The sequence below is a fragment of the Sphingobacterium sp. UBA7038 genome (assembly GCF_002494055.1).
GTDB lineage: Bacteria > Bacteroidota > Bacteroidia > Sphingobacteriales > Sphingobacteriaceae > Sphingobacterium > Sphingobacterium multivorum.
On sequence record NZ_DLAV01000039.1, the window covers coordinates 440,969 to 465,907 of the forward strand.

20 protein-coding genes and 1 pseudogene are annotated in these 24,939 nt (G+C 39.7%); 16 read left to right on the forward strand and 5 right to left on the reverse strand.

The window, feature by feature from the left end; translation table 11 throughout:
- Positions 1-46: 46 nt before the first annotated feature.
- Positions 47-1,351 (reverse strand): serine hydrolase domain-containing protein, encoded by a 1,305-nt coding sequence (locus B3H30_RS23435; RefSeq protein WP_286834885.1) that lies wholly within the window; start codon positions 1,349-1,351, stop codon positions 47-49.
- A gap of 74 nt (positions 1,352-1,425) precedes the next feature.
- Entirely contained in the window at positions 1,426-2,250 is an 825-nt protein-coding gene (locus tag B3H30_RS23440; RefSeq protein ID WP_286834886.1) for a helix-turn-helix domain-containing protein, read from the reverse strand.
- Between the two features lie 216 nt (positions 2,251-2,466).
- Between B3H30_RS23440 and B3H30_RS23445 the strand changes: the two genes are divergently transcribed.
- The gene (locus B3H30_RS23445) at positions 2,467-3,279 is read left to right on the forward strand and encodes a class I SAM-dependent methyltransferase (RefSeq protein ID WP_286834887.1); all 813 of its coding nucleotides are present in this window, start codon (positions 2,467-2,469) and stop codon (positions 3,277-3,279) included.
- A 27-nt stretch (positions 3,280-3,306) separates the two neighbouring features.
- Here B3H30_RS23445 and B3H30_RS23450 read toward each other — a convergent pair whose 3' ends face one another.
- Positions 3,307-3,723, reverse strand: coding sequence for a DUF1801 domain-containing protein (locus B3H30_RS23450; RefSeq protein WP_145327401.1), 417 nt, complete (start codon positions 3,721-3,723; stop codon positions 3,307-3,309).
- Between the two features lie 260 nt (positions 3,724-3,983).
- Here B3H30_RS23450 and B3H30_RS23455 point away from each other — a divergent pair, with 260 nt between their 5' ends.
- From B3H30_RS23455 to B3H30_RS23465, 3 genes are all read left to right on the forward strand, one after another.
- On the forward strand, positions 3,984-6,071 hold the full coding sequence (locus B3H30_RS23455; RefSeq protein ID WP_286834888.1) for a DUF7594 domain-containing protein: 2,088 nt from the start codon (positions 3,984-3,986) through the stop codon (positions 6,069-6,071).
- 274 nt (positions 6,072-6,345) lie between these two features.
- Positions 6,346-7,467 (forward strand): vWA domain-containing protein, encoded by a 1,122-nt coding sequence (locus B3H30_RS23460; protein ID WP_286834889.1) that lies wholly within the window; start codon positions 6,346-6,348, stop codon positions 7,465-7,467.
- Positions 7,468-7,473: 6 nt separating this feature from the next.
- Positions 7,474-8,940, forward strand: coding sequence for a sigma 54-interacting transcriptional regulator (locus B3H30_RS23465; protein WP_286834890.1), 1,467 nt, complete (start codon positions 7,474-7,476; stop codon positions 8,938-8,940).
- A gap of 90 nt (positions 8,941-9,030) precedes the next feature.
- On the opposite strand, the gene B3H30_RS23470 is transcribed toward B3H30_RS23465, so the two are convergent.
- Together B3H30_RS23470 and B3H30_RS23475 are read right to left on the reverse strand one after the other, a co-directional pair.
- Positions 9,031-9,453 carry a hypothetical protein gene (locus B3H30_RS23470; RefSeq protein ID WP_286834891.1) on the reverse strand — a complete coding sequence of 141 codons (423 nt, stop codon included), beginning with the start codon at positions 9,451-9,453 and terminating at the stop codon, positions 9,031-9,033.
- Between the two features lie 51 nt (positions 9,454-9,504).
- A pseudogene (locus tag B3H30_RS23475) lies at positions 9,505-9,657 on the reverse strand (DUF3667 domain-containing protein); the annotation flags it as partial.
- A gap of 407 nt (positions 9,658-10,064) precedes the next feature.
- Here B3H30_RS23475 and B3H30_RS23480 point away from each other — a divergent pair.
- From B3H30_RS23480 to B3H30_RS23535, 12 genes are all read left to right on the forward strand, one after another.
- Entirely contained in the window at positions 10,065-10,481 is a 417-nt protein-coding gene (locus B3H30_RS23480) for a MarR family winged helix-turn-helix transcriptional regulator (protein ID WP_088161148.1), read from the forward strand.
- A gap of 17 nt (positions 10,482-10,498) precedes the next feature.
- Positions 10,499-10,843, forward strand: a complete 345-nt coding sequence (locus B3H30_RS23485; protein WP_075992095.1) for a GIY-YIG nuclease family protein — start codon at positions 10,499-10,501, stop codon at positions 10,841-10,843.
- A 1-nt stretch (position 10,844) separates the two neighbouring features.
- Positions 10,845-11,270 carry a hypothetical protein gene (locus B3H30_RS23490; RefSeq protein WP_286834892.1) on the forward strand — a complete coding sequence of 142 codons (426 nt, stop codon included), beginning with the start codon at positions 10,845-10,847 and terminating at the stop codon, positions 11,268-11,270.
- Between the two features lie 255 nt (positions 11,271-11,525).
- Positions 11,526-13,466 (forward strand): family 43 glycosylhydrolase, encoded by a 1,941-nt coding sequence (locus B3H30_RS23495; RefSeq protein ID WP_286834893.1) that lies wholly within the window; start codon positions 11,526-11,528, stop codon positions 13,464-13,466.
- Positions 13,467-14,068: 602 nt separating this feature from the next.
- On the forward strand, positions 14,069-14,980 hold the full coding sequence (locus tag B3H30_RS23500; RefSeq protein ID WP_286834894.1) for a helix-turn-helix domain-containing protein: 912 nt from the start codon (positions 14,069-14,071) through the stop codon (positions 14,978-14,980).
- 277 nt (positions 14,981-15,257) lie between these two features.
- On the forward strand, positions 15,258-16,397 hold the full coding sequence (locus tag B3H30_RS23505) for an efflux RND transporter periplasmic adaptor subunit (RefSeq protein ID WP_286834895.1): 1,140 nt from the start codon (positions 15,258-15,260) through the stop codon (positions 16,395-16,397).
- A gap of 14 nt (positions 16,398-16,411) precedes the next feature.
- Entirely contained in the window at positions 16,412-19,552 is a 3,141-nt protein-coding gene (locus tag B3H30_RS23510; protein WP_286834896.1) for an efflux RND transporter permease subunit, read from the forward strand.
- Between the two features lie 12 nt (positions 19,553-19,564).
- Positions 19,565-20,989: an efflux transporter outer membrane subunit gene (locus B3H30_RS23515; RefSeq protein WP_286834897.1), complete on the forward strand. Its 1,425-nt coding sequence runs from the start codon at positions 19,565-19,567 to the stop codon at positions 20,987-20,989.
- A 17-nt stretch (positions 20,990-21,006) separates the two neighbouring features.
- On the forward strand, positions 21,007-21,261 hold the full coding sequence (locus tag B3H30_RS23520) for a hypothetical protein (protein ID WP_075992102.1): 255 nt from the start codon (positions 21,007-21,009) through the stop codon (positions 21,259-21,261).
- Positions 21,262-21,286: 25 nt separating this feature from the next.
- The gene (locus tag B3H30_RS23525) at positions 21,287-21,550 is read left to right on the forward strand and encodes a hypothetical protein (protein ID WP_286834898.1); all 264 of its coding nucleotides are present in this window, start codon (positions 21,287-21,289) and stop codon (positions 21,548-21,550) included.
- 465 nt (positions 21,551-22,015) lie between these two features.
- Positions 22,016-23,896 carry an MGH1-like glycoside hydrolase domain-containing protein gene (locus B3H30_RS23530; RefSeq protein WP_286834899.1) on the forward strand — a complete coding sequence of 627 codons (1,881 nt, stop codon included), beginning with the start codon at positions 22,016-22,018 and terminating at the stop codon, positions 23,894-23,896.
- 132 nt (positions 23,897-24,028) lie between these two features.
- Positions 24,029-24,895, forward strand: a complete 867-nt coding sequence (locus tag B3H30_RS23535; RefSeq protein ID WP_232475753.1) for an AraC family transcriptional regulator — start codon at positions 24,029-24,031, stop codon at positions 24,893-24,895.
- Positions 24,896-24,939 lie beyond the last annotated feature (44 nt).

A 24,939-nucleotide genomic window follows, 5' to 3' on the forward strand; every position in this document is an offset into this window, starting at 1 on the left:
AAGAGTCGATTACACATTTGATGCTAAAAGCATGCATATGGGTTCATTAATTTTTATTGGTCCTTGGGGAAACTTCCTTAACGCCACCTTTTGTTAAAATAAGGGAATTGTAAATTCCTGTTTTGTCTCTAACAAACTCGATTGTTCTGTCGTTGTCGTCTGCCCTGAAAAATTTTGTTTTAGACTCGGGAATGAGTTCAGTATCCGCATCGTTATAGTAGAGTTTGCCTGTAATTTTTAATATATGTATTTTCCCATATTCACCTGCATAGTTATCGTACAGCGTCGTATCTATTTTGGTGGGATAATGTTTATAGGGAAGCTCTACTTCTTTACCCAGCGCAATCGCAGACAGTCCATACCCGATGATATGGGCGGGGGAGCCGTTGTTGGAAAGGACAGTGACAAAGAGTTTGTCGTCAGTAAATCGATTAAAAGAAGTCATTGTCCCAAAGAATCCGCCGTCATGTGCAATCAAATAATGTCCGTGATTATAAAATGGATTGATGATGAATCCATAGCCCCAATTTTCGGAGTTATATGGTGTGAACATTTTTTTCTTCATTGTGGCTGATAGAATCGTTGTTCCATAAAGTGCTTGGTCCCAAATGGCTAGATCTTCCACGGTTGAATAAATACCGTCGTGACCTAGGTTGATCTCCCAGTTGATATAGGGGTTATGGATAAAACCTTCGTCATTATGATAATATACTTTTGCTTTTTTCGGCACGATGGATTCATTGTTACTAACTCCGGTGTTATTCATCCCAGCTTTATCAAATATATTTTTCTTTAAAAAAGTAGCGTAATGCTCACCGGAGACTTTTTCAATAATCTTTGCTAACAAATAATAACCGATATTACTATAGGCGCTATTTGTTCCCGGTGAGAATTCGAAAGGAATTTTCTTGATGGCGGCATAAGCAGAATTGCGACTTATGCTGCTTAACGCGATTTCTTTGAAGCCCATAGCAAGTCCGGAGCTGTGTGACAGCAACATGTGGATGCTGATACTATCGGCTTTTGGATAATCGGGGAAAAATTTACTGAGTTTATCATTTAGGGATAACCGCCCACTGTCGACGAGCTGTAAAATAGCGGCTGCGGTAAATTGTTTTGTGACCGATGCCAACTGGAATTTAGTGTCTAACGTGTTTTTTATATTCCATTCATAATCTGCCAAACCGTAGGCTTTTTTTAATAAAATAGCGCCATTTTTCATGACAAGAACTGTTCCACTAAAATTATTTACATCAGCTTGTGCCTGCATATAGGCTGCAAGTTTGGCTGATGTTTTTTCTTGGGCCACAAGAAAAACTGGACAAAGCATAAGTAGGATTAAAAGCTTCATAACGTATTGCATAAATAATTATGGAGCAATGTTACTGTTTAATAAAATAGTGTGATTGTATTTTTGTAAACCTGCTAAATAAAAATCCATTTTATCTGGCTCCGTTCGAGATTAGCTATTTTGGAAAAGAAAACTTTTGGCGTAAATCCTGTTAATTTTTTAAAATCTCTAATCATGTGGGACTGATCGAAATAATCCAGGTTATAAGACAGACCTATTTTGTTTCTATCTTCGAGGTGGCTTTGAATTGCAGCTCGAAATCTGATGATTTTTTTGAATTGGGAGGGGGTTTTACAGATATGTTGATCAAATTGCTTATTTATGGTTGTTCTCGATCTTCTTGTTTTTAGCGAAAATTCTGACATCGATTGATTGACGTTGCTTGTATCTAACATTTCGGTAATTATGTTTTCGAGCAACGCATTTTCAAATGGCCAAAATTTTGATATCCAATAGTGTTCTAATGCCTTGATTCGCTCGTCCTGGTCATCTATGGACAGGATGGATCTCATAGCATCTTTATAATCCAGGTGTGGGTTAAAATCGGGAAATGTTCCGCTGTTATAATCGCTTAAATCATTGGGTATAAAGGCATTTATCCCAAGAGGTTTGAAGTAAGTGGTAATTTCATTTATTTTCTCCTCGTAACACACTAAAACAGGTTCATTAAAATTGCATACAAGGTTTGTTTCTATCGAATTGGATGGAAAATGCTTCGTAATCACCTTATTTGGGCTTACCATCGTTTGGGTCTGCTCACTTATCGTCACAATGGTGTAAATACTCGGAAACGTAAAATATGCCGTCGCTTTTTCTTCGTCAGTTTTCTCAAGTATATAGAAGCATTCAATATATTTTTTTAGGAGTAAGCTCTCTGGTCTATATATTTTTATCGTCATCTCTTTTCTTCATGTAAATAGGCGTTGTTCTTGCCTCATCCTTTTAAACTTGGAAGTATTTGATAATCGATTTAAATATAGACAACCTTTATGATAATTTTCACCAAGCTTTATTTCTTAAAACACTTATTTTTAGATTGAGGAAACGATGAATCCGATAGAAATTAATTTTTATTGTAATTTAGTAGCTAATTAACCGTTTAATTAAAAAACAAAATGAACGATTTGAACCCGGAAGAGAATTACATCGCAATAAACAAACACTCGTGGAATAACAGAACGGATACGCATTTAAAATCAGATTTTTACAATCTAACAGGATTTTTAAAAGGGGAGACTTCATTAAATTCAATTGAATTAGCATTATTGGGTGATATCAGTGGGAAAAAAATATTACACTTACAATGTCATTTCGGACAGGATACAATTTCTTTGAGTAGACTTGGCGCAAAAGTTACTGGTGTTGACCTATCTGACAAGGCTATAGAAAGCGCCTGCGAAATTGCGAAAGATACGGATGCCGATGTGCAGTTTATCTGTTGTGATCTATATGAGCTTGAAAATCATCTTGATGAACAATTTGATCTAGTCTTTACAAGTTACGGAACGATTACTTGGTTACCTGATTTAGATAAATGGGCGAAAATAATTTCACGTTTCTTGAAACCGAACGGGAAGTTTATTTTTGTCGAGTTTCATCCAGTTGTTTGGATGTTCGATGACAATTTTGATAAAATTGGCTATAACTATTTTAATATTGCTCCAATTGTTGAAACAGAGCAGGGAACCTATGCCGATAAAGATGCCGCTATTTCGCAGTCCTATGTCACTTGGAATCATAGTATGAGTGAGGTCGTTGGTGCTTTACTTCATAATGGGCTGAACATTCAAGACCTGAACGAATTTGACTATTCACCTTATCCCATTTTTAAAAACATGACAGAGCTAGATCCTAAAAAATTCAGAATAGCCCATTTGGGAAATAAGATTCCGATGGTCTATGCTATTGTTGCGCGTAAAAGTGAATAAATAAAATTCTGGGAATCGACCTAGTACTTATTTCTTTTTCAAATAACGATTTATCATGGGGCTAAAATCTATTTTGGATGAAACCTGAATATGTTCTGCCAATACTGAGGCGGGAAATTCATCCAAAGTTTTGAAATTAATACAGCCTTTTTGAAACTTGGCTTTCGGTATTTTTAATTTTAGTTCTTCCATTAATTCGGGGTTAGTATAGATGACCAAGGAATGGAATGAAATATAATTCTTCGAGACTGTTAACCCGTATTTAAATACACCTTGTTCATTAAAGCTGATTGCATTAGGGTTTGACATGAATTTTCCAAAGCTTTCCGAAACGGTATTGTCATTTTCTGATATTGCTTTCCGAAATTGACGAATTATTTGTTGCTCAGTGTCTGAAAGTGTATCAATATATTGATCTATTTCCATTAATTTTTTATTGTCCATAAAGGCTGTAGTTGTTCGCTAAAAATATTAAATTTTCTTTTATATCGATGTAGGCCAGCAGAAAAAGATTCGATAATTTATCTTCGATATATTTTGACCTGTCTTTAAAATTTTACCCCTCTTTATTTGTGATTTTACCCCTTGTGGTTGATAAGTTATTTATAATTTAATGTTATTAATCAAATTATAAAATTCGTATTCGTCGGAATAAGAATACTTCTGTAAAAATTATAACAAATTATAAAACTAAAAACAACATTATGAGAAAATTTATGATGGTGATTTCTATTGGAGTCATTGGGCTACTGAGCTGCCAAAAGTCTGTTCAACTAGATTCTCCGACATCCCTAAAAACAAAAGCGAAGGCGAATCTGGCAAGTGTGGGCAATACTTACTACATAGATCCCAGCGGAAACGATGATAGCACAGGAATGAGCACAACTACAGCATGGAGAACGTTGGCCAAAATTAATACATCGGTTTTTGGTCCCGGCGACCGTATCTTATTCAAGAGCGGTGGCGTATGGAATGACACTTTGCATATGAAAAATTCGGGAACGGCTGAAGCTCCCATTATCATAGATAAATATGGCGGTGATGTTCGTCCGATTATCAACGGCGGTGGAAAGAGGAATGGATCAAATGCGCTATACCTTAATAAAGTATCTTATTTTGAAGTAAATAACCTCGAACTGACGAATACAATCCCAAGCGGGACAAGTTATGCTGCCACGGGAATCCGCGTGATTGGAGGTAGTTCTGCAGGAACAGCAATCAGCAATGTCTCCATTAGAAATTGTTATGTCCATGACGTCAATGGTGCTATCGATGGACAGACCAATTATAACAAAAGCTCTGGCGGGATTATCTTAGACGGTAAAATATACGGGGCTTTGGTACAAAGTTGTCATGTCGCCAACTGTTCCGTTGAAGGGATAAGGACCACTGGCGATAGGGCTATGGCAGCAAGATCAAAAGATATTATTATCGATAACAATTTGATTGAATATATCTACGGCGACGGTATCGTTATGTCTGGCGTGACGGGAGGAAGTAAAATTACACACAATACGGTCTATAAGGCATGTATGAACACAGGCTCTGAAAATTATGCGGGTATTTGGACAATTGGCAGTTTGAATACGCTGGTGGCTTATAATGAGGTTTACGGTATGACAGGCGGAGGGGCCAACGATGGAGTCGCGTTCGATGCCGATGGTTATGATACCAATTCAGTAACCGATGGAGATATCTTCGAATACAATTATTCGCATGATAATAACGGCGGATTTATGCTTTTTATGAACCAGTCTAAGAATATTAAAGTCCGCTACAACGTTTCTGTCAACGATATCGGTACAACAAGGTTAAAGAAGCTCTTTTTGATCGAAAAAACAACATACGATTCCCGTGAGATTTATAATAATGTATTCTACATCAAAAATCCAACCGCCAGCCTGTTTAACGTCATGAATGGCGTGAGTTCAGGAAAGCCTTATGCAACATTTTCAAATAATATTTTTTACACAACCTCGACCATTAGTAGTCTGTCTACTCAGGCCGATAACGGACTGAAGTTTAACAATAATTGTTTATTTCCGTCAAGTACTTTTACGTCATTGAACTGGGGAACTACCGTGCGGAATAACAATTTCTATGAAGATCCGGTATTTGTCAATCCAATTGGTGGAAACGGCCTTGACGCTGCAAAAGGTTATGATGTCGGTTCCGGTTCGGCTGCCCTTAATGCTGGTATATTTATAAGTAACAATGGGGGCGTGGATTTCGCTGGAAATGCGTTGCCATTGGGTAATCCAGACGTTGGAGCGTTTCAGCATGCTGTTGTAGCCAATGCCGGAAGTTCTCTTGCCGATGCCTATGTCCGTAACGGGACCTATGCGAGTACAAATTATGGAACTACAGCTGATCTTGTCATCAAATCCGACGCTACATCTTACGCGCGTAAAGCATACGCTAAATTTGATATTGCGATGATTACTACACCTAAAGTGAGTTCGGCAAAATTAAAAATGTATGTTGCAGGAGTGAATACAGCACCACAACGGACTATTAATATTTATACAACCTCCACGACATCTTGGTTGGAAAATAGCATTAATTGGAACAATGCACCAATGGATACTGTACTTGTCGGTAAGATTTCTGTTTCAGGGATAGGTTTACAGACCGTCGACGTCACTTCGGCCATTAACAGATTGCTTACCGGTACTGATCGTAAAGTATCCTTTCTATTTTTAAATACAGCTGCGGCTTCTTCTACAAATGATATGTCTTTTAGTAGCAGGGAAGCAACCGCCAATAAGCCAACGTTGGAACTGCTTTATTAACGGGTACTTATTTCAGGGGTAATTCTCTTGTATTTAGAATAACTGGATTAAAAAGCCGCAAGGAATACCAATTCTTTGCGGCTTTTGACTGGGGGAGCGTAAAAGTCTGAAACTAATTCCTAATTGAAAGTTGTCGCTCGTGCGTCATACTATAGCCAGTTTTTAAAGTTAAATGGACATCCGGTGCTCACAAAAATTATTATTTCGTAAATTCATACTATGAAGTATCCGATACACTATTTGGATAGCTTCCTCATACTAATAAAAGGAATGCATGAAAAGCACGAAACGAAGTAAAGGTTTTCTCTTCAAACAATATGAAGAGCCGTTTCAAACGCCTTTTGATAAATTATTTGACATTTTCAAAGAACTGATTACCCATACCTCTGGTGATTTTGATGAAGCCATTGACTGGCTTAGGCAATTGGATAAAGAGTTCAAACTGACGACTCCAGCCTATACGATAGACGATTTCATTGCGGATCTGAAAGATAAAGGTTATATCAGAGAAAAAGTGGAGTTTGGTGATGAAGGCGGCGTAGATATTACCTCAAAGCTGGAGAAAGCCTTGCGTCAGCATGCCTTGGACCAGATTTTTGGGAAAATGAGGAAAGGGAAATCAGGCAATCATAAAACCAATCACCAGGGACGGAGTGACGAAAATATGGGCGATTTCAGAAACTATCAGTACGGAGATGGCTTGGAGAAAATAGTTTTGACAGAGAGCTTGAAAAACGCACAGATCAATCATGGGATAGGCGAGTTTGCCTTATCAGAAAATGATCTCGTCGTAGAAGATACACAGTTTAAGTCGCAGATGAGTACAGTGTTGATGATCGATATCAGCCACAGTATGATTTTATACGGCGAGGATCGAATCACTCCTGCAAAAAAAGTAGCGATGGCTTTATCAGAACTTATTTTGACTCGATATCCGAAAGACTCACTTGACGTCATTGTTTTCGGAAACGATGCATGGACTATCGCGATAAAAGACTTGCCTTATTTGCAAGTTGGACCATTTCATACCAATACGGTCGCAGGCTTAAAGCTAGCGATGGACTTGCTAAGGCGAAAACGGCATGCGAATAAGCAAATATTTATGATAACCGATGGAAAACCGAGCTGTTTAAATATGCCAGACGGTACCTATTATAAAAATCCTATGGGTTTGGATCCTTTTATCACTAGCAAGTGCTATAGTATGGCTGCGCAAGCCCGAAAGCTGGGAATACCAATTACAACCTTTATGATTGCTTCAGATCCTTATCTACAGCAATTTGTCGACGAGTTTACAGCTTCAAACCAAGGGAAGGCTTATTACACTGGACTTGGGGATCTAGGTGAAATGATTTTTGAGGATTACGAAGAAAATCGAAAAAAAAGAATACGATAAGAATATATGGATTACACGAAGATTACAACATTTGGTGCATTAAAAACTTCGGGTTATAAACCTAAAACAATAAAAGAAGAATTGCGTCAAAATCTGATTACAAAAATAAAGGCGGGTGAAACCGTGTTTAATGGAGTATATGGTTATGAAGATACCGTTATTCCAGAACTTGAGAGAGCAATTCTTTCCAAACACAACATTAATTTCTTGGGCCTTCGCGGTCAGGCGAAAACACGTCTAGCTAGGCTCATGGTCAACTTATTGGATGAATATGTGCCTGTGGTTCAAGGTTCAGAGATTAATGATGATCCGTTTAACCCCATATCGCGTTATGCGCTAGAACTTCTGCAGGAGAAAGGTGATGATACACCGATAAGCTGGCTTGGTAGAGGTGATCGTTTTGCGGAGAAACTGGCTACGCCAGATGTGACGGTCGCTGATTTGATTGGTGATGTAGATCCCATTAAAGCCGCAAACTTAAAACTGAGCTATGCAGACGATCGCGTGATTCACTTTGGTATGATTCCTCGGGCAAACCGTTCTATATTTGTCATTAATGAGCTGCCTGATCTTCAAGCTAGAATCCAGGTAGCTCTCTTCAATATATTGCAGGAGGGAGATATTCAGATCCGTGGTTTTAAGTTACGCTTACCGTTAGATGTACAATTTATATTTACTGCAAATCCGGAGGATTATACCAATAGAGGAAGTATTGTGACGCCACTGAAAGATCGCATAGGATCGCAGATACTCACACATTACCCTGCATCGGTTGAGATAGCAAAGGCAATTACAGCGCAGGAGGCGAACTTGGAAGCGGCCCAGAAGGAGCAGATATACGTTCCTGAGCTGGCTAGGGAACTGATTGAGCAGATAAGCTTTGAAGCACGAAATAGTGAATATGTTGATGAAAAGAGTGGCGTAAGTGCGCGTATGAGCATTACAGCATTTCAGAACTTATTAAGCACCGCTGAATTGCGCATGCTCAGAAGTGGGGCGCAAGCAACTGCAGTACGGCTGAGTGATTTTATGGGTATTGTGCCTGCGATAACGGGTAAAGTTGAGCTCGTTTATGAAGGCGAACAGGAAGGAGCGGGTATCGTCGCATTGCAGCTGATAGAAAACGCGATTAAAAACCTTTTTCCGATTTTATTTCCAAAAATTGAGAAACTGGAAAGAGAAAACGAACGTTATCCCTACGATGATATTGTTCGTTGGTTTTCAGAATCAGAGGGGATCGAGTTATCTGATGAACTCAACGATTCAACGTATGAGCAGGTTTTGGATCAAGTGAAACCTATACATGCTTTAATTCAGCAATACCAGCCGGAAACGAAGCCCGAAGATCTCCATTTTCTGGCCGAATTTGTATTATGGGGACTTACGCTCAACAATAAATTAAGTAAATATAGGTTGGGGACTGGCCTTCAGTTTCAAGATAACTTCCAGGGATATCTGAGAAATAATCTGTAACAGGCAACTAGTAACATGGTGGGTAAGTGTACAGCGCAAACTTACCCATCTGGTTTTTAATTAGGTCTCACAAGGAAAAAGGGTGGATAACTATCTTTTCATTAAAATTAAGTCAATCGATAGGCCAATAATAACGACGACGACAGTAAATGACAGATACCCTAAAATATAAACTGCGAGCGCTTTTAAATAACTGGGTATTTTGTAGGGATCGAAAAATTGTCCAATAGCCCAGATGCTATATAACATAGCGACGATGCTAGCTTGCACCATAACGCTTGTATGCGTTACACCTTCTACTAATGCAAAAATAGTATAGATCAACATCGTCATTCCTAAAATAAAACACAGCAGGATGACAATTTCAAAAAGATTAAAACCGTATTTATTAAAAAATAGTTTAGCCCAGAAAGCGATAAACAATCCAATCATGATATTAGCGTAACCATAGTGGCCCTGAATCCAGAGGTATATCGAACCCGTGGTAGAATGCTGGGATTCGTAATAACTCACATATTTGTCGTTTACATGAAAAAAATGGCTTACTATAGAGTATATCAGTGAGGTGATGATGATAAAAATAATGGGTTTTACCAGGCGGCTTCGGTTCTCGGCAATATATTTTTTTACATTTTTTCCCGGCGTGGTAATAAGTTCACGAATCGTATATAAGATTCCGCGCTCGAAATGAAGGACATGTTCAATTTCGTGGACGATTTAATGCGCATCAATTCTTTTAAGGACCGCTGGCTGCCCACATTTCGGACAGAAATTCAGTGTTATATCAGTCCCACAGTTTTTGCAATTTGTCATGTTTATACTATGCTACAGGTAATAAATTTGTTAATATTCGAGGATTCTATCCTTATCATGTTATGTAGATCGTTGGCTCTTGCTTCTTATCGATTAGAATTTGTCCAAAAATATTATAGATTATGTCAATCAATGCTACACCTAAGTGTAGTTTTATACAAACCTCCTTCTCCTGCGAAGAAAAGAGAATTAATGAGCTTTAGTGTAACCACCCCGTTCGCAGAATCTTTTGTTTATTTTGTTCAACCATTTAAATAAAACTATTATATTTGCAAAATACTTGACTAATCAAGTATTTTGCAAATAATAATATGACCGCAATAAATACGATTTTGAACATTATAAAAGTTCAATCTGTCATCACCAAAAAGTTTGATGGGTTGAGCTTGCATGGACTAAGTCTGACAGACTTTATGATCCTACATATTTTAAGTCAGGCTTCCGGGAACCGGTTACGGCGAATTGATCTGGCTGAAAGTACCGGTTTAACGGCCTCAGGGATTACACGGATTATTTCACCTATGGAAAAGATGGGGCTAGTTGTAAAAGAGCACAATGATAGAGATGCCCGGGTCAGTTATGTGAAGCTTACGGCGGCTGGTGATCGAATTTTTAAAGAGGCTACTGTTACAGCTGAGCACATCGCCAATAAGCTATTGGACGGAATGGCCGTAACAGATCTCCTTATTTTTGCTGCGCAATTGAAATCATTGGGTGGTGATTTATAATTTTAATTTAAAAGCACATGAACAAAATAGATAAAAAACAATTGAAAGCCGAATTCTTGGAAAGTAAACCATTGATGGGAGTTTTAACAATTTACAACAGGGCCGAAAATAAAATACATATCGCTGATAGCATGAATTTAACGGCTCTTTCTAACAGAATCAGATTTATGTTAAACATGGGGCAATTTGACAACAAAAACTTGCAGGCGGATTGGAACCGATTGGGTGAGGGAAATTTCCTGTTTGAAAATACAGTTATTATTCCATTTGAAAACGACAAAATCATTGATTATAAAAAAGTCGTACTTCACGCCGCAACTGAGTTGAAGAGTAAAGTGAGTGAAACAACAAGTATCTATTGATATGACAAGAAAGACGTATTTGTATCCCGGTTATGAAGCAGGAAGGAATCTGGCATTGAAAAATATCCAAGGCCCTATTGTAAACCTCAATTTAATTCAGTTGAGGAAAATCGCGGACTATACTAATTTTCCGGAGATTGCACCAATCAAAGAAATTTCGGGATACGATGCTTTTATGAATTATATAAAGCTAGCCAAGCCTTTTGTGGAAGAAAGCGGCGGTGAGCTACTTTTTGTTGGGCATGGTGACCGGTTTCTGATAGGGCCCGATCAGGAACAGTGGGATATCTGTATACTGATTAAACAGAAAAGTGTGTCGGATTTTTTTTCATTTGAACAAAATCAAGCTTATATGAAGATTATAGGGCATCGGATTGCAGCTATCTCGGATTCAAGACTCTTACCCTTGGAAAATGTCCCGTTTTAAACGATACTTATCATAAAAAATACCGTCTATTTGAACAATAAGTGTATATTTGACATTAATAAAAGTAGGCCTCGTATCGTATTCTTCTACAGCTTCGTGGAAAAGTGTTTTTGAGCAAATTTAAATTCGTGTTGAATATCCCTTCGAGATCAAGATAATTTGGAATTTGTGCATTAAATAATCCATGGTTAAGTTTTAATAAAGAAGGTTTGCTTGACAAATGAACATTTAGAAAAACCTAAAAATTGATCAAACATGAAACTAAAACAAATGGGGGTATTGAGTATTGCATTAATGAGTTTTACCAATGCCATAGCGCAAAAAATATACAATGCAGATAAGGCGGCGGGTTATCTTTTTGCTTATTTTGAGGGTTCGGGGGATAAAAATACACAAGAGCAATTGCGCTTTGCAGTCAGTCAGGATGCGCAAAACTGGGTTGCATTAAATAACAATAAACCTATTTTGTCATCCGCGGATATATCCCAAACGGGAGGGATTCGTGATCCGCACATCCTTAGGGGAGAGGACAAAAAGTCATTTTATATGGTCGCAACTGATATGTTTACCGCCAAGAATGGTTGGGGAAGTAATCCTGGCATTATTCTGATGCGATCTGATAACCTGACGGATTGGAAACACAATACTGTTGATCTGGCTAAATTATACCCTAAAAAATTTAAAAACGTAAAATGGGTATGGGCACCACAGACGATCTATGATCCAGTTGCGAAAAAATACCTTGTGTATTTTACGGTGAAATCATATGAGAACGATAAGCTTGATTTTTATGCAGCCTATGCGAATAAAGATTTTAGCGGATTTGAAAGGGAACCTACCTTATTGTTTAGTCCAAAATTTGGCGGTATTGATGGCGACATCGTCTATAAAGATGGGTTATACCATTTTTTCTTTAAGGGCAATACAAAAGATGGTGCGGGCAAAGAAGTGAAAAATGGGATTCAGCAGGCGACAAGTAAATCCCTAAAAGGACCATGGAAAGAAGACTTCCGGTATCTCGATGCCTATGCAGACACTTCTGTTGTTGTCGAAGGATCGAGTCTTTTTAAGCTGAACGGAACAGACGATTATATCTTGATGTATGATCTGTATGCGAATGGAAGATATGAATTCCAGCGCACAGATGATCTCTTTAATTTCTCCTCGAAACCTGAGGCTTTGCGTAAAAATTTTAACCCGCGACATGGAAGTGTGATTTCAATTAGCAAGGAAGAGTCTCGTCTTCTGAATAGTAAATGGGGTGGTGTACCCGGTGAATTACTATCTCCAGAGGATGTGGATGACAGGTATCGTTTTACCGCAAAGGGAAATCCGATTATTAAGCATCATTTTACGGCTGATCCAGCAGCAATGGTTAAGGGAGATACACTTTGGTTGTATGCAGGCCATGATTTTGCAGGTGGTCAGCAAGGCTATAAGATGAAAGACTGGATTGTTTATTCTACAACGGATTTAAAAAATTGGACGGAATATCCAGTGTCTTTGAGAATAAGTAATTTTACCTGGGCAAAAAGCGGCGATGCATTTGCGGGACACGTTACCGAACGTAATGGAAAATATTACTGGTACATCAGCTCTAATTGGTCCGGAATAGGTGTTGCTGTCGCAGATAGACCCGAAGGTCCCTTTAGAGATGCGTTGGGGAAACCGTTATTGACCAATAAAGACTGTTTTGCTTCTTCCCATTCTTGGGCCTGTATCGACCCGGCTGTTTTTATTGATGACGATGGCCAAGCCTGGATTTTCTGGGGTAACCGTGAGTGCTACTACGCAAAGCTCAAGGAAAATATGGTTGAGATTGATGGCGAAGTAAAGCAATTGAATTTTGAAGGACTGGCTTTTACGGAAGCACCGTGGGTTCACAAGCACAATGGAAAATATTATTTGAGTTATGCCACGGAATTTCCGGAGAAGATCGCTTATGCCATGGCCGATAAGATCGAAGGTCCCTATGTGTATAAAGGGATTCTGAATGAAATAGCAGGCAATAGCAATACGAACCATCAAGCAATTGTCCCTTTTAAAAACCAATGGTATTTCATTTATCATAATGGGGGGATTAACCCGGATGGAGGCAGTTTTAGCCGTTCGATTTGCATAGATACCCTAAATTACCGTGCAGACGGTACAATCCATAAAATTGAAATGACAACGGAAGGAACTACCGGGGACTAAAGTATGAAAAAGACGGCGAGCAAGCTAAAGTTGCTGCCGTAGAAGGTTGGGTGGAGACCGATTTAATAGATTAAAAATGTGGAACGACAGCATCGTTCCACAAAATGTTTTTCAGTGTAGTATTGTAGGATTCTTTTTACAGTATTCTTATCGAATCAATTCAGAAATTTAAAATGATGAGATAGGCATCTCCATTCATTTCAGCAATTACTTCTTTTGAGTCAAGTTTACTTATGAGGCAAATGTAACTTAGAATAGCAGTAGAAAGAATATGAAAAAGATACTTTTTTATGTGAAAATGGGAATATTTGGTTTTTTGAGAAAAAAAACACCATTATCTTACCTAATATTCCGGCCTCGAGTCCGAAATATTAGGCAAGATAATCCAGAAAAGGTTTTACCAATACCAGCTAAATAATTAGCAGATGTAGTGTGCTCCTAAGGTCATCTGAAAGAAATATTTCTTTTTTCACTCAAAAAAAGAACTGCCTATTGGTTAATTTAGCCCAGCTACTTTCCTCTTTTATTCATAGCGTTGTAGGAATGTCATTTGGTCTATTGCGAATCAAAACGGACCTCTAATTTATTGGTATAAGTATCTTATGGGAACAAAATTTGTCGATCTAAAAACAGTAACTTTAATGCAGTTAAGTAATGCATTAGGGACATCCTTGTTTCCTGTAAAAAATGACAATTACTTAGTTGCCGAGGAAGATGCCGCAAATTTTTCGCTTTACCTAGATTTTTATTATCGTTCAGAATATTATGCGCTGATTTTGATCAAGCAGGGGACTGTTGAGTTAAGTGTTGGCTCACGTAAATTCATCGCTTCAGCTGGAGATGTTCTATTTTGCGGCCCTATGGAAGCCTTTGTTATTCACAGCATATCAGCGGATATGCAGATGAAAAGTATTTATTTTACCCAGAAATTGATCGAGGAAGCAGGCTTCAACTATAAAACCAACGATATTCTGAAAAGTTTCTCCAGTACGCCTTCTTATATCTTATCCAAACAGGAAAAGATCTTCTTTCGAATCGACTACCATATTAGCCAGCTCGGCTTTCTGAATGTTTGTCGTGACCGGATTGACTATCCCAACGATATGATATGGCATCATTTTTCACTGTTGATGTACGAAGTGCAGAATTTTAACAGGTACCTTGAACAGCAAAGTCATATTTCCCCTCGACTTGAAGCTATTACAGCAGATTTTTTTAATCTGGTCAATCAGCACTACGTTAACAATCATGATGTACAGTTCTATGCCGATAAGCTGGCGATCAGCAGAAAATATTTAACCAAGGTGCTGAATACAACCTTGGCCAAAAGCCCCAAGGAGATTATCAATAACGTATTGCTGATCGAGGCAAAAATATTGTTGAAAAATAATAAGTTCAGCGTTAAAGATGTCGCTGTGAAACTTTCATTCGCAGATCAAGCGACCTTTAGCAAGTTCTTTAAAAAACTGACGGGCAAAAATCCGAGCTGCTACAAAGTCAGTGCAGAGTTTTAGATTCGTATACTTATTATTAACTAATAAGATTTATTGTTTCCTTTCTATTTTCTTGTTGTTTTCTAATTATTAATGCTCACTTTCATTTTGTGAAAAATTAAAAATGTCATTTTATTGTCTTTAATGGCTGATTTTTCATAGAGTTTTTAGCGAGATCGGATCTTTAATTTTTTCATTGTTGTCTTTTTGACAAGAAATGGAGTCTTAACTTTAAGTTATATAGTTTTAATTTTTAGTAATTTTGTAAACACTGAATAAATAAAGCAATAATATACTTATGAAGCGAAATTTCGTTGTTAAATCATCGACACTCTTTCTTGTGCCCCTGCTGTTCATGTCCTGCAGCAACCGAACTGGTGAAGGCGGGTATACAGGGGGACCGGCGGAGGTCAACTTTGCTGCTGTTAAAACTGGCGATGCGCAGGTAAAAAATGAATATACCTGTGCCATTGAAGGCCGTTCAAATATTGAGATCAGGCCGCAAGTGACTGGTTACCTGAGTAAAATTTATATGGAAGAGGGGGCTTATGTAAAAGCCGGACAACCACTTTTTAAGGTGGAAGACCGCATATATCGTGAACAGCTAAACAATGCGAAAGCCTCTTTGCAGTCTGCCTCAGCGAGTCTACTAACGGCCAAAATAGAACTGGACCGAAAAACAGAGCTTGTTCGCAATAAAATTGTGTCTGAACTGCAAGTGCAGGAAGCAAATGCGGCCTATCTTGGAGCCAAAGCTGCAGTGGCACAAGCTGAATCTGCCATTCAATCGGCACAGATCAACATTGACTTTGCGCTGATTAAAGCACCTGTCAGTGGTTATGTGGGGAGGTTTAATTACCGTTTAGGCAGTTTATTGTCCCCAACAAATCAACAGGCCCTGACCGTAATTTCGGATAATCAACAGGTTTATGCTTACTTCAGCCTTAGTGAAAATGATTTTGTAGCCTTCCAAAATCAGCATCCGGGAAATTCGATCGCAGAAAAGCTAAAGGGTACGAGCCCAGTTACTTTATTGCTATCGGATGGTCGTCCTTATGATTTGAAAGGGAAAATTGATGCCGTAGAAGGTCAGTTTAATAAATCAACAGGTTCAATAACCCTACGGGCTAAATTTGATAATCCGAAGGGTATCCTACGCAGCGGAAATACCGGCAAAGTGCTTTTGGAGCGAAATATCATGCAGGTTCCACTATTACCAATTGCCTCCACAGTTACCTATCAAGACAAAATTTTTGTCTATACGGCAGACAAAGACGGAAAAGTAGTGCAATTGCCTGTCGCGGTCTCTGGCAAGTCCGGCGATAACTTTATCCTATCCAGTGGGCTGAAAGCAGGGGATAGGTACATTGCTCAAGGTTTTGAACGTTTACAGGCAGGAATGCCAGTCGTTGAAAAGTCCCCGATTGAACACAAATAAACTAGTCGATTTTCATGTTAAAACAAATTATAAAACGTCCCGTATTGGCGACGGTGATCTCCGTATTGCTTGTTATCTTGGGGGTTGTGGGAATGCTGAGCCTTCCCATTACCAAATTTCCTGACATTGCACCACCGACAGTGACTGTAACAGCTGTTTATCCCGGTGCAAATGCTGAAACGATTGGCCGCTCTGTGGCGCCACCATTGGAAAATGCGATCAATGGGGTTGAAAATATGGATTACATAAGCTCTGTGGCCAGTAATGATGGTACGTTGACCATTACTGTGATTTTTAAATTGGGTACAGATCCGGATCAAGCGGCCATCAATGTGCAAAATAGGGTTTCTCAGGTGACCAACCAGCTACCAGCAGAAGTTATACAAAGTGGTATAACGACCATTAAGAGACAGAATAGCATGATTGCAATGGTAACGCTGACCAGCGAGGATGGTAGCATGGACGATCTATTTCTGGAAAACTATACTAAAATCAATATTGTACCCGAATTAAAACGTATCAAGGGCGTTGGAGATGCCATGGTCTATGGAAACAAAGACTACTCGATGCGGATATGGTTAAATCCAGATAAACTAAATGCCTACAATTTGACTCCCAACGATGTGTCGGCAGCGATACAGGCGCAAAATTTAGAGGCTGCTCCGGGGCGGTTTGGCGAACAGTCTACCGAGGTGAAAGAATATGTCATGCGGTATAAAGGGAAGTTTACGGAGCCGGAGCAATATGAGAACATCATTGTGAAAGCACAGCATGATGGTTCAGTTCTTCGGCTTAAGGACCTAGCGCGGGTTGAATTTGCTGCCTACAGTTACACTGTACAGTCCAACTACAATACAAAGCCCTCGGTCACCATGGCGATATTTCAGATGAGTGGTTCAAATGCTAATGAGGTTCAGATCGCCTTGCAAATTCGGATGGAAGAACTTTCAAAATCTTTTCCGGGAAAAATGGAGTATAAAATTCCGTATGCCACGAAAGAGTCCTTGGATCAGTCTATCAAGCAGGTGATAAAGACACTAATTGAGGCGTTTATTCTGGTTTTTATCGTTGTCTTTATTTTTTTACAGGATTTTCGTTCGACATTGATTCCTGCAATCGCCGTTCCGGTATCCATTGTGGGAACATTTTTCTTTATGCATATTTTTGGGTTCTCCATCAATATTCTGACACTGTTTGCTTTGGTGCTGGCCATTGGTATTGTGGTCGATGACGCTATTGTCGTTGTCGAGGCTGTGCATGCGAAGATGGAACGCCGCAAGCTGGGGCCCAAGGCGGCTACGGTATCCGCTATGGGAGAAATCTCCGGAGCAATTGTATCGATTACCTTGGTGATGTCGGCTGTGTTTATTCCGGTCGCCTTTATGGAGGGATCAACGGGGTTATTTTATAAACAGTTCGCATTGACCCTGGCGATCGCCATTGTTATCTCAGCAGTGAATGCATTGACGCTTAGTCCAGCTTTGTGTGCCTTGTTGCTTAAGGGCCATGACGGTCATGCCCAGGAGAAACTGAACTTTAAACAGCGTTGCTTTACCGCTTTCAATGCTGGGTTCGATAAACTGACTTTCCGCTATGGCAAATCAGTACTGTTTCTGATTAAGAAAAAATGGATTGGACTAGGGATATTGCTCGCCTTTGCAGGTCTGTTTGCCTGGTTTTCTTTGCGGACACCAAAGGGCTTTATACCTGATGAAGACCAGTCTTTTATTATCGTGACGGCCAATCTGGCTGCTGGTACATCCAAGGATCGTACGACCAAACTGATGTCCGATACAGAACATAAGCTCGTTGCACATCCCGCTGTTCGGGAGGTTATTTCGGTGAATGGTCTGAGCTTATTCTCCGGTGCAATGTCTTCCGCAGCCGGCACATTTTTTATTCGGTTAAAAGATGTAAAAGAACGGGGAGAAGTTAAGGATTTGGGCGCTGTCATGGGGCAATTGCAGGGCATGCTTTCGGGAGATAAACGGGCGAATTTTCTGGTGCTGAATACCCCAACGGTAGAGGGGTTCGGTAATTCTAGTGGCATGGAGCTCGTTTTACAGGACCGCACCAATGCGTCTTTACAAAACTTGGGAAATATCTCCTACGGCATGATGGGAGCCTTGATGCAGCGACCGGAGATTGCCGTTGCTTTTACGACTTTTGATGTCTCTTATCCACAATATGAAGTGGTGGTAGACGAAGCAAAAGCTGCACAGCTTGGTTTAGCTGTACGCGATGTTCTTCAGGTGATGCAAGGCTATTACGGAAGTATTCAGGCTTCGGATTTCAATCGCTTTGGGAAGTATTACAGAGTGCTTGTCCAGGCAACGCCTGATACACGTGCGGATGAAAAGTCGCTGAATAGCATCTTTGTCAAAAATGCCAACCAAGAGATGGTTCCTGTCAATACGGTGGTGACGCTAAAGGCCATTACAGGGCCAGAAGTGGTGGAGCGTTTTAATCTGTTTAACGCTTCAAATCTGACCGTTATGCCGGCTCCCGGATTTAGTACTGGACAAGCTATGCAAGCCATTAAGGAAGTTGGTCAACAGGTGCTGCCTCCAGGTTATACCTATGATTATAAAGGAATGAGCCGAGAAGAAAGTACGTCTACCGCACAGTCAACCATCATTTTTATCCTGTGCATCGTTTTTGTTTACTTTCTGTTATCTGCGCAGTATGAAAGTTATATCCTCCCATTTGCCGTATTGCTAGCTATTCCCGTTGGACTGTCGGGCGTATTCCTCGGAATAGGCTTTGCAGGAATTGCGAATAATATCTATGTGCAGATCGCTATGGTGATGCTGATTGGTCTGTTGGCTAAAAATGGAATCCTGATAGTCGAGTTCGCCTCACAACGACGTCAGGCGGGCAAAAGTTTGGTGGCAGCGGCGGTGGAAGGAGCAAAGGCTCGTTTTCGCCCGATCTTGATGACTTCACTTGCCTTTATGACAGGGATTGTACCCTTGATATTTGTGACGGGACCATCAGCCATGGGGAATCATTCCATTGGTTATGCAGCAATCTTCGGCATGTTGGTTGGTACCTGCTTAGGCTTGTTCTTGACTCCTTTGCTTTTTGTTATCTTCCAATTCTTCCAGGAAAAAATGAGTGGTAAAGTGAAAGACGACACAGAATGGGAATTTTAAAAATTAGTGTGAATGTATACAATGAAACAAATAAAATTGATGCCCCTTGCTGCCTTGCTGTCAATTGTTCTGCTTGATTCATGTGCGGTGCAGCAAGCTAAAAAAACGGATCTGGCACTGCCCGAGTCTTTTGACAATAACTTTGTTCCGGCAGATAGCAGTGTGGCTAAAATGACTTATAGGGATTTCTTCAAGGATCCCGTGCTTGTCGAATTAATAGATTTGGGTATGGCCAAAAACAATGATCTTCAAGTCGCGATAAAACAGATTGCTATTGCTTCCGAGGGGTTTAAGCAGTCGAAATGGGTTTATGCGCCGGTTGTGAATGCCAGTTTGGTAAATGCCAGTATTAATAGACCATCCAATAATAGTATGAACGGCATGATGGCGTCCCAGTTTATGGGGCAGCATTATACGACCGATTACACCAGTGCGGTCAATATTTCTTGGGAACTGGATATCTGGGGCAAGCTCAAAGCTCAGAAGCAGGATGCCGTTATCGAGCTGTTAAAAACGAAGGAAGCAGCCAATGCGGTAAAAACTAGACTGGTCGCCGAGATTGTGCAGGCTTACTATAATCTCCTCATGCTCGATAAGCAACTGGCCATAACGAAGGAAAATTTATCTTTTGCCGACAGTACTTGGCAGATATTAGTGAAACAACAGCATCTCGGGATGACAACGGCCTTGGCCGTACAGCAGCAGTTTTTGGTGAAAGAGCAGGTATCCAAGCGGATACCGGATATTGAAGGCGCAATTGCGATACAGGAAAATGCGCTTAATGTACTTGTGGGAAATTATCCGCGGCGCATTGAAAGGGAAAAAGGCTTGGATGAAGTTTATGTACCCAATCAGCTTGCTGCGGGTATTCCCGCTGCATTGTTGAGCTTTAGACCTGATGTGCGTTCGAAAGAACTGGATCTTCGAAAGAGTTATCTCGGAGTTCACTTTGCGCGGGTGAGCATGTATCCGGGATTGAACATCACAGCGCAGGGGGGCCTTAACTCTTTTAAAGCAAGTAATTGGTTTACTATTCCTGGTGCGCTTTTTGGAACTGCGGCGGGTGCGATTACGCAGCCAATATTTAATGGTCGCCAACTAAAGACAAAATATGAACAATCCAAGATCATGGCAGAACAGGCTGAAATCCAGTTTAAACAAGCTGTACTCTTGGGTGTGGCCGAGGTTTCCGACGCATTGGTGAAAATTCAAAAATTGGATGAACAGCGTTTAATTGCTGCGGATGTTATCAAACAGTCTCGGGAAATTGTTGACAAGTCACTGCTGCTTTATAAATATAATGAAGGTACTTATCTGGAAGTGATTATTGCACAAACGAACCGACTGCAGGCAGAAATTGATCTAGCAACAGTCCAAGCTCAAAAACTTAATAGCATAGCCATACTGTATCGCTCTTTGGGCGGAGGCTGGTTATAAAATGAACGCTTGATAGGATGAAAAAGAGTATTTGTATTTTGATAAATCCAAGCACCAGACCACCGGAGCTTACGATAAGACATGAGTTTATTGGAAAATATCAGGAGTTTGTGCTCGTCGATGCAAATTTGGATTTTTTAGATCATCTGGCACTTCAACTTGAAAATATGGACAAATCAGTCATGATCATCGATCGGCTAGATGAACTTTATCGGTATGTCTGCCATAGCAGGGCAGACATACAGGATTCAATCGAATTTAGGTTTTTTTAATTGAAGAGAATAATAAAAAAATAAGATGAGCCATTTTGTACATACATTTTCGATCAGTAATACGGTACTGACGAAGAAGAAAGAAGTTTTGGATTACCTGAACCTAAGGGTTCCCGGAATTTTATTTACTGCGATTTATCTGGACGATCATTTAACTTATTTGTTCGTGAAGACTAAAGGCAGGGTCAGCGATTTGATTCTACTCCTTCTTGTGCAAAAAGGAATCGTGACCCAGCTACTCAATTCAGACGTTTCCAACGGAAATGTCGATATTCCGATCATCGTCTGATCAAAATATTACCCTTAATTTCATGGAAAGCCCGACAACTTGTCGGGCTTTTTTGCGTAGATGCACTCCATTTTTATGCTTGTCCAACCCAATTCATTGCTTATACTATCAAGCTGATGGCTGGATTGCTGCTAAAGACTTTTTAAGGGGGGCAGATTTACATGTATTGTTATCTATTTTGAACGATAAAGTATGAGCTCAAATTGGTACAATATGATACATTGTATCAATTTTACGCCGATTTGTTCCACCATGCTGAATTGTCATAAAAATTCTGTTGATTAGTCCTTTGTTTGTTATTGCTTTGGATTAGATCTTGTGTTTAACTTCATCAAGAATTGCCCTGTAGAAAATTACTGCGATGAAAGCCGATCAATCTCCTGTTGATTCCTTCGGATGGACGTTAATACTAATTTTTAAGTTATAGCAGATCAACTATAAATTCGTTCTATTCCATATAGCCACATGAAAAGACAACATCGCTCCGTTTTTCTAAAATCTATTGTTTTAAGCAGCACAGCCTTTTTGGTTCTAGGTGCTCTTTTTTCCTGTTCGAGTAATCGAGGTTTTTCGGGTAAGCAGGAGTCGATATATCGCCATGAACTTGATCGTTTAAAGGAAGTGGCAAAAAATAACCTAACAGACAATATAAAGGAGTTCAATGCTTACGAGCACCGGCCAAAATCGGACGGTGCTTTTGACGAATCCAACAACAAAGAATTTTTGGTCAATAACATTCCGTATTTTGAGAGTTCCAACGATACCCTAAGTCGCGTGTATAATTATCGTTGGTGGATGATCAGCAAGCATCTTCGGGATTATTACGATCCACATGATTCAAAGAAATATTGGGTTATAACAGAATTTTTCGGGTATCCCGCCTGGGGATCCTTGAGTGGAGCGATTACCTGCCCAACAGCGCATCAGTTTTACGATGTACGTTGGCTTCGTGATCCAAAATACCTTCGATCTTATGCCGAATATTTTATGCTTGGATCAGCTTCCAAAATAAATCAACGGGAAAACGGTAATTTTTTGACCCATTTGAGCAGGCCCGAAAGTGTTCATTTTTCCAGCTGGATGGTCGATGGTATTGAATCATTTTTAAAAATTCATCCCGATCAGGCCTGGACGCAAAAGATGCTTCCCGCAATGGAGACCCATCAGCACCTTTTGGATAGCCTATTCACTGTAAAAAATCCAAATGCGAAGACCGACGGCATGTACAAAATTCTGGATCTGTACGATGGTATGGAATTCAGCCTTTCGGCGGTACTTGGCTTAATTGAAAGTAAAGGACCTTATGCTATTTATACCGATAGTACATGGAGAGATCTCTATTTAGGTTGGGGAACGACAGACAAGGCAGCAAATACGACTGCAGCGAAGGACTTTCCATTAGCCTTTACCAAAGGTTATCCTGATTTTTATTTGGTGCGCCCATCCGTTGGAAGTTATTCCTTTGGAAATACCAACGCATTGTACAATCTCTATAGACTGGAACAGCAACAACATCCTTCGATTACGAATAAGGTGAAAGCAGATTACTATAAGGTCAGAAGCCAGGAAATACAGCAGAAATTTCTCCGGACACTTTGGAATTCAGATGATGGTTTTTTTAATACCTTGACTGCCGGTGACAATGCGTATGGTGTACGGGATTACGAAGCGCGGGTGCGGGAATCCGTTGGTTATACCCCCTGGTATTTCAATATGATACCGCCTGAGGACAATAAAAAGTATGAAGTAGCTTGGGCGATGTTTACTTCTGAAAAAGGTTTCAATAACCACAAAGGAATGACCACGGCCGAAAGGCAACACCCCTATTACAATGAGCAGGCTTATGCCTGGAACGGCAGAGGATGGCCTTTTCAAAACTCGGTCGTCTATAAAGCATACAGCAACTATTTAAGAAATTATAAGAATCAAATCACTGCGCAGGACAAAGAGACCCTTTACGAACAAATTATGAAGCTTACCCGACTTCACGGTTATACCCACCCAAATATCGGTGAATGGTATATACCAAGTGACGGCGAGCAATTTGGTGGGCAGAATGATTATTTTCATTCAACCTATCCTGACATGATCATAGCAGATCTCATTGGCTTTAAGGCTACCCATCACAACAGCTTTCAACTTCAGCCACTGATACCTGCGGGCAAAATGGATTATTTTTACCTCGGAAACTTAGACTATCACGGGAAAACTATCGACATTGTCTGGAAAGAAGACTGGGATCAAAACAAACCAGGAAAACAGTCTATGTTATGCATTTGGGTAGATCATGTTTTAAAGGCAAGCTGCAAGAATCTTGGTGTCAAAATAGACGTAAATTTAGACTAATATCAACAGGTGTTTAACCAATTTAAAATACATCGATTGGATGAATTTATTTTAACGGAAATTTAGAAAATAAGACTCTATTGCACAACCGTCATTTTAATTATACGGAACTCAATCGTTAAATTTGAGAAATTGAGCGGCACAATGGTAAATGATTACAAAAAATATGAGCTATTTGGAAGACCGATGATGCAAAAAATTGCTTTGAAGGCACCATTTACATTTGAATTTCCAGTAGCGGAACAGGCTTGCTTCCTCTATGTGCTGGAAGGGGAGATGCAATACCAAGCAAATGACGAAGAGCTAACTATTGTGAAGCATTATTCCTTATTGCTGAATTGTATTAATTCTGGAAAGCGAATCCAAGATGTGAATCCAACGCAAGATTGTCAGCTGTTAATCGTCACTTTTTATCCAGATACCTTGAAGAAAGTTTACGATAGAGAGTTACCCTCGTTGCTGCTTGAACCCGAAAATATCATTTCAAACCAATCAAAAGAAAAAATTGACAATGATTTCCTGATCCAGAAATATGTGGAAGGCTTGCTGTTCTATTTTGAAAATCCTTCATTGATCAATGAAGATATACTGGTGCTCAAATTAAAAGAAATTATATTGCTCCTGTCCCAAACGAGAAACGCGTCGGTCATACGGGTGATATTATCACAGCTTTTTTCTTCAAGTACCTATTCGTTTAAACAGATCATTGAAGCCAATCTCTTTTCTCAATTGACCATTGAGCAGCTTGCGGAACAGAATAATCTGAGTGTTTCTTCATTTAAAAGAGAGTTTGCCAAATTATATCATGATACACCTGCCAGCTACATCAAAAATAAGAAGCTCGAAAAGGCGGCAGAGCTCCTTTTGGTTTCCAATCAGCGTGTTTCCGAAATTGCCTTTAACTGTGGATTTAACGACCTCGCAACATTTACAAAGAGTTTTAGTGACAAATACCACATATCGCCAACAAATTATCGTCGACAGCTTAAAAGCAACTAAAAACCAATGGTCATTTGTATATGGTATTCCATTTTTATCGAGGG

Coding starts and splice junctions, on each gene's coding strand:
- B3H30_RS23435 (WP_286834885.1), bottom strand. CDS start 1,351: ATGAAGCTTTTAATCCTACTTATGCTTTGTCCAGTTTTTCTTGTGGCC.
- B3H30_RS23440 (WP_286834886.1), bottom strand. CDS start 2,250: ATGACGATAAAAATATATAGACCAGAGAGCTTACTCCTAAAAAAATAT.
- B3H30_RS23445 (WP_286834887.1), top strand. CDS start 2,467: ATGAACGATTTGAACCCGGAAGAGAATTACATCGCAATAAACAAACAC.
- B3H30_RS23450 (WP_145327401.1), bottom strand. CDS start 3,723: ATGGACAATAAAAAATTAATGGAAATAGATCAATATATTGATACACTT.
- B3H30_RS23455 (WP_286834888.1), top strand. CDS start 3,984: ATGAGAAAATTTATGATGGTGATTTCTATTGGAGTCATTGGGCTACTG.
- B3H30_RS23460 (WP_286834889.1), top strand. CDS start 6,346: ATGAAAAGCACGAAACGAAGTAAAGGTTTTCTCTTCAAACAATATGAA.
- B3H30_RS23465 (WP_286834890.1), top strand. CDS start 7,474: ATGGATTACACGAAGATTACAACATTTGGTGCATTAAAAACTTCGGGT.
- B3H30_RS23480 (WP_088161148.1), top strand. CDS start 10,065: ATGACCGCAATAAATACGATTTTGAACATTATAAAAGTTCAATCTGTC.
- B3H30_RS23485 (WP_075992095.1), top strand. CDS start 10,499: ATGAACAAAATAGATAAAAAACAATTGAAAGCCGAATTCTTGGAAAGT.
- B3H30_RS23490 (WP_286834892.1), top strand. CDS start 10,845: ATGACAAGAAAGACGTATTTGTATCCCGGTTATGAAGCAGGAAGGAAT.
- B3H30_RS23495 (WP_286834893.1), top strand. CDS start 11,526: ATGAAACTAAAACAAATGGGGGTATTGAGTATTGCATTAATGAGTTTT.
- B3H30_RS23500 (WP_286834894.1), top strand. CDS start 14,069: ATGGGAACAAAATTTGTCGATCTAAAAACAGTAACTTTAATGCAGTTA.
- B3H30_RS23505 (WP_286834895.1), top strand. CDS start 15,258: ATGAAGCGAAATTTCGTTGTTAAATCATCGACACTCTTTCTTGTGCCC.
- B3H30_RS23510 (WP_286834896.1), top strand. CDS start 16,412: ATGTTAAAACAAATTATAAAACGTCCCGTATTGGCGACGGTGATCTCC.
- B3H30_RS23515 (WP_286834897.1), top strand. CDS start 19,565: ATGTATACAATGAAACAAATAAAATTGATGCCCCTTGCTGCCTTGCTG.
- B3H30_RS23520 (WP_075992102.1), top strand. CDS start 21,007: ATGAAAAAGAGTATTTGTATTTTGATAAATCCAAGCACCAGACCACCG.
- B3H30_RS23525 (WP_286834898.1), top strand. CDS start 21,287: ATGAGCCATTTTGTACATACATTTTCGATCAGTAATACGGTACTGACG.
- B3H30_RS23530 (WP_286834899.1), top strand. CDS start 22,016: ATGAAAAGACAACATCGCTCCGTTTTTCTAAAATCTATTGTTTTAAGC.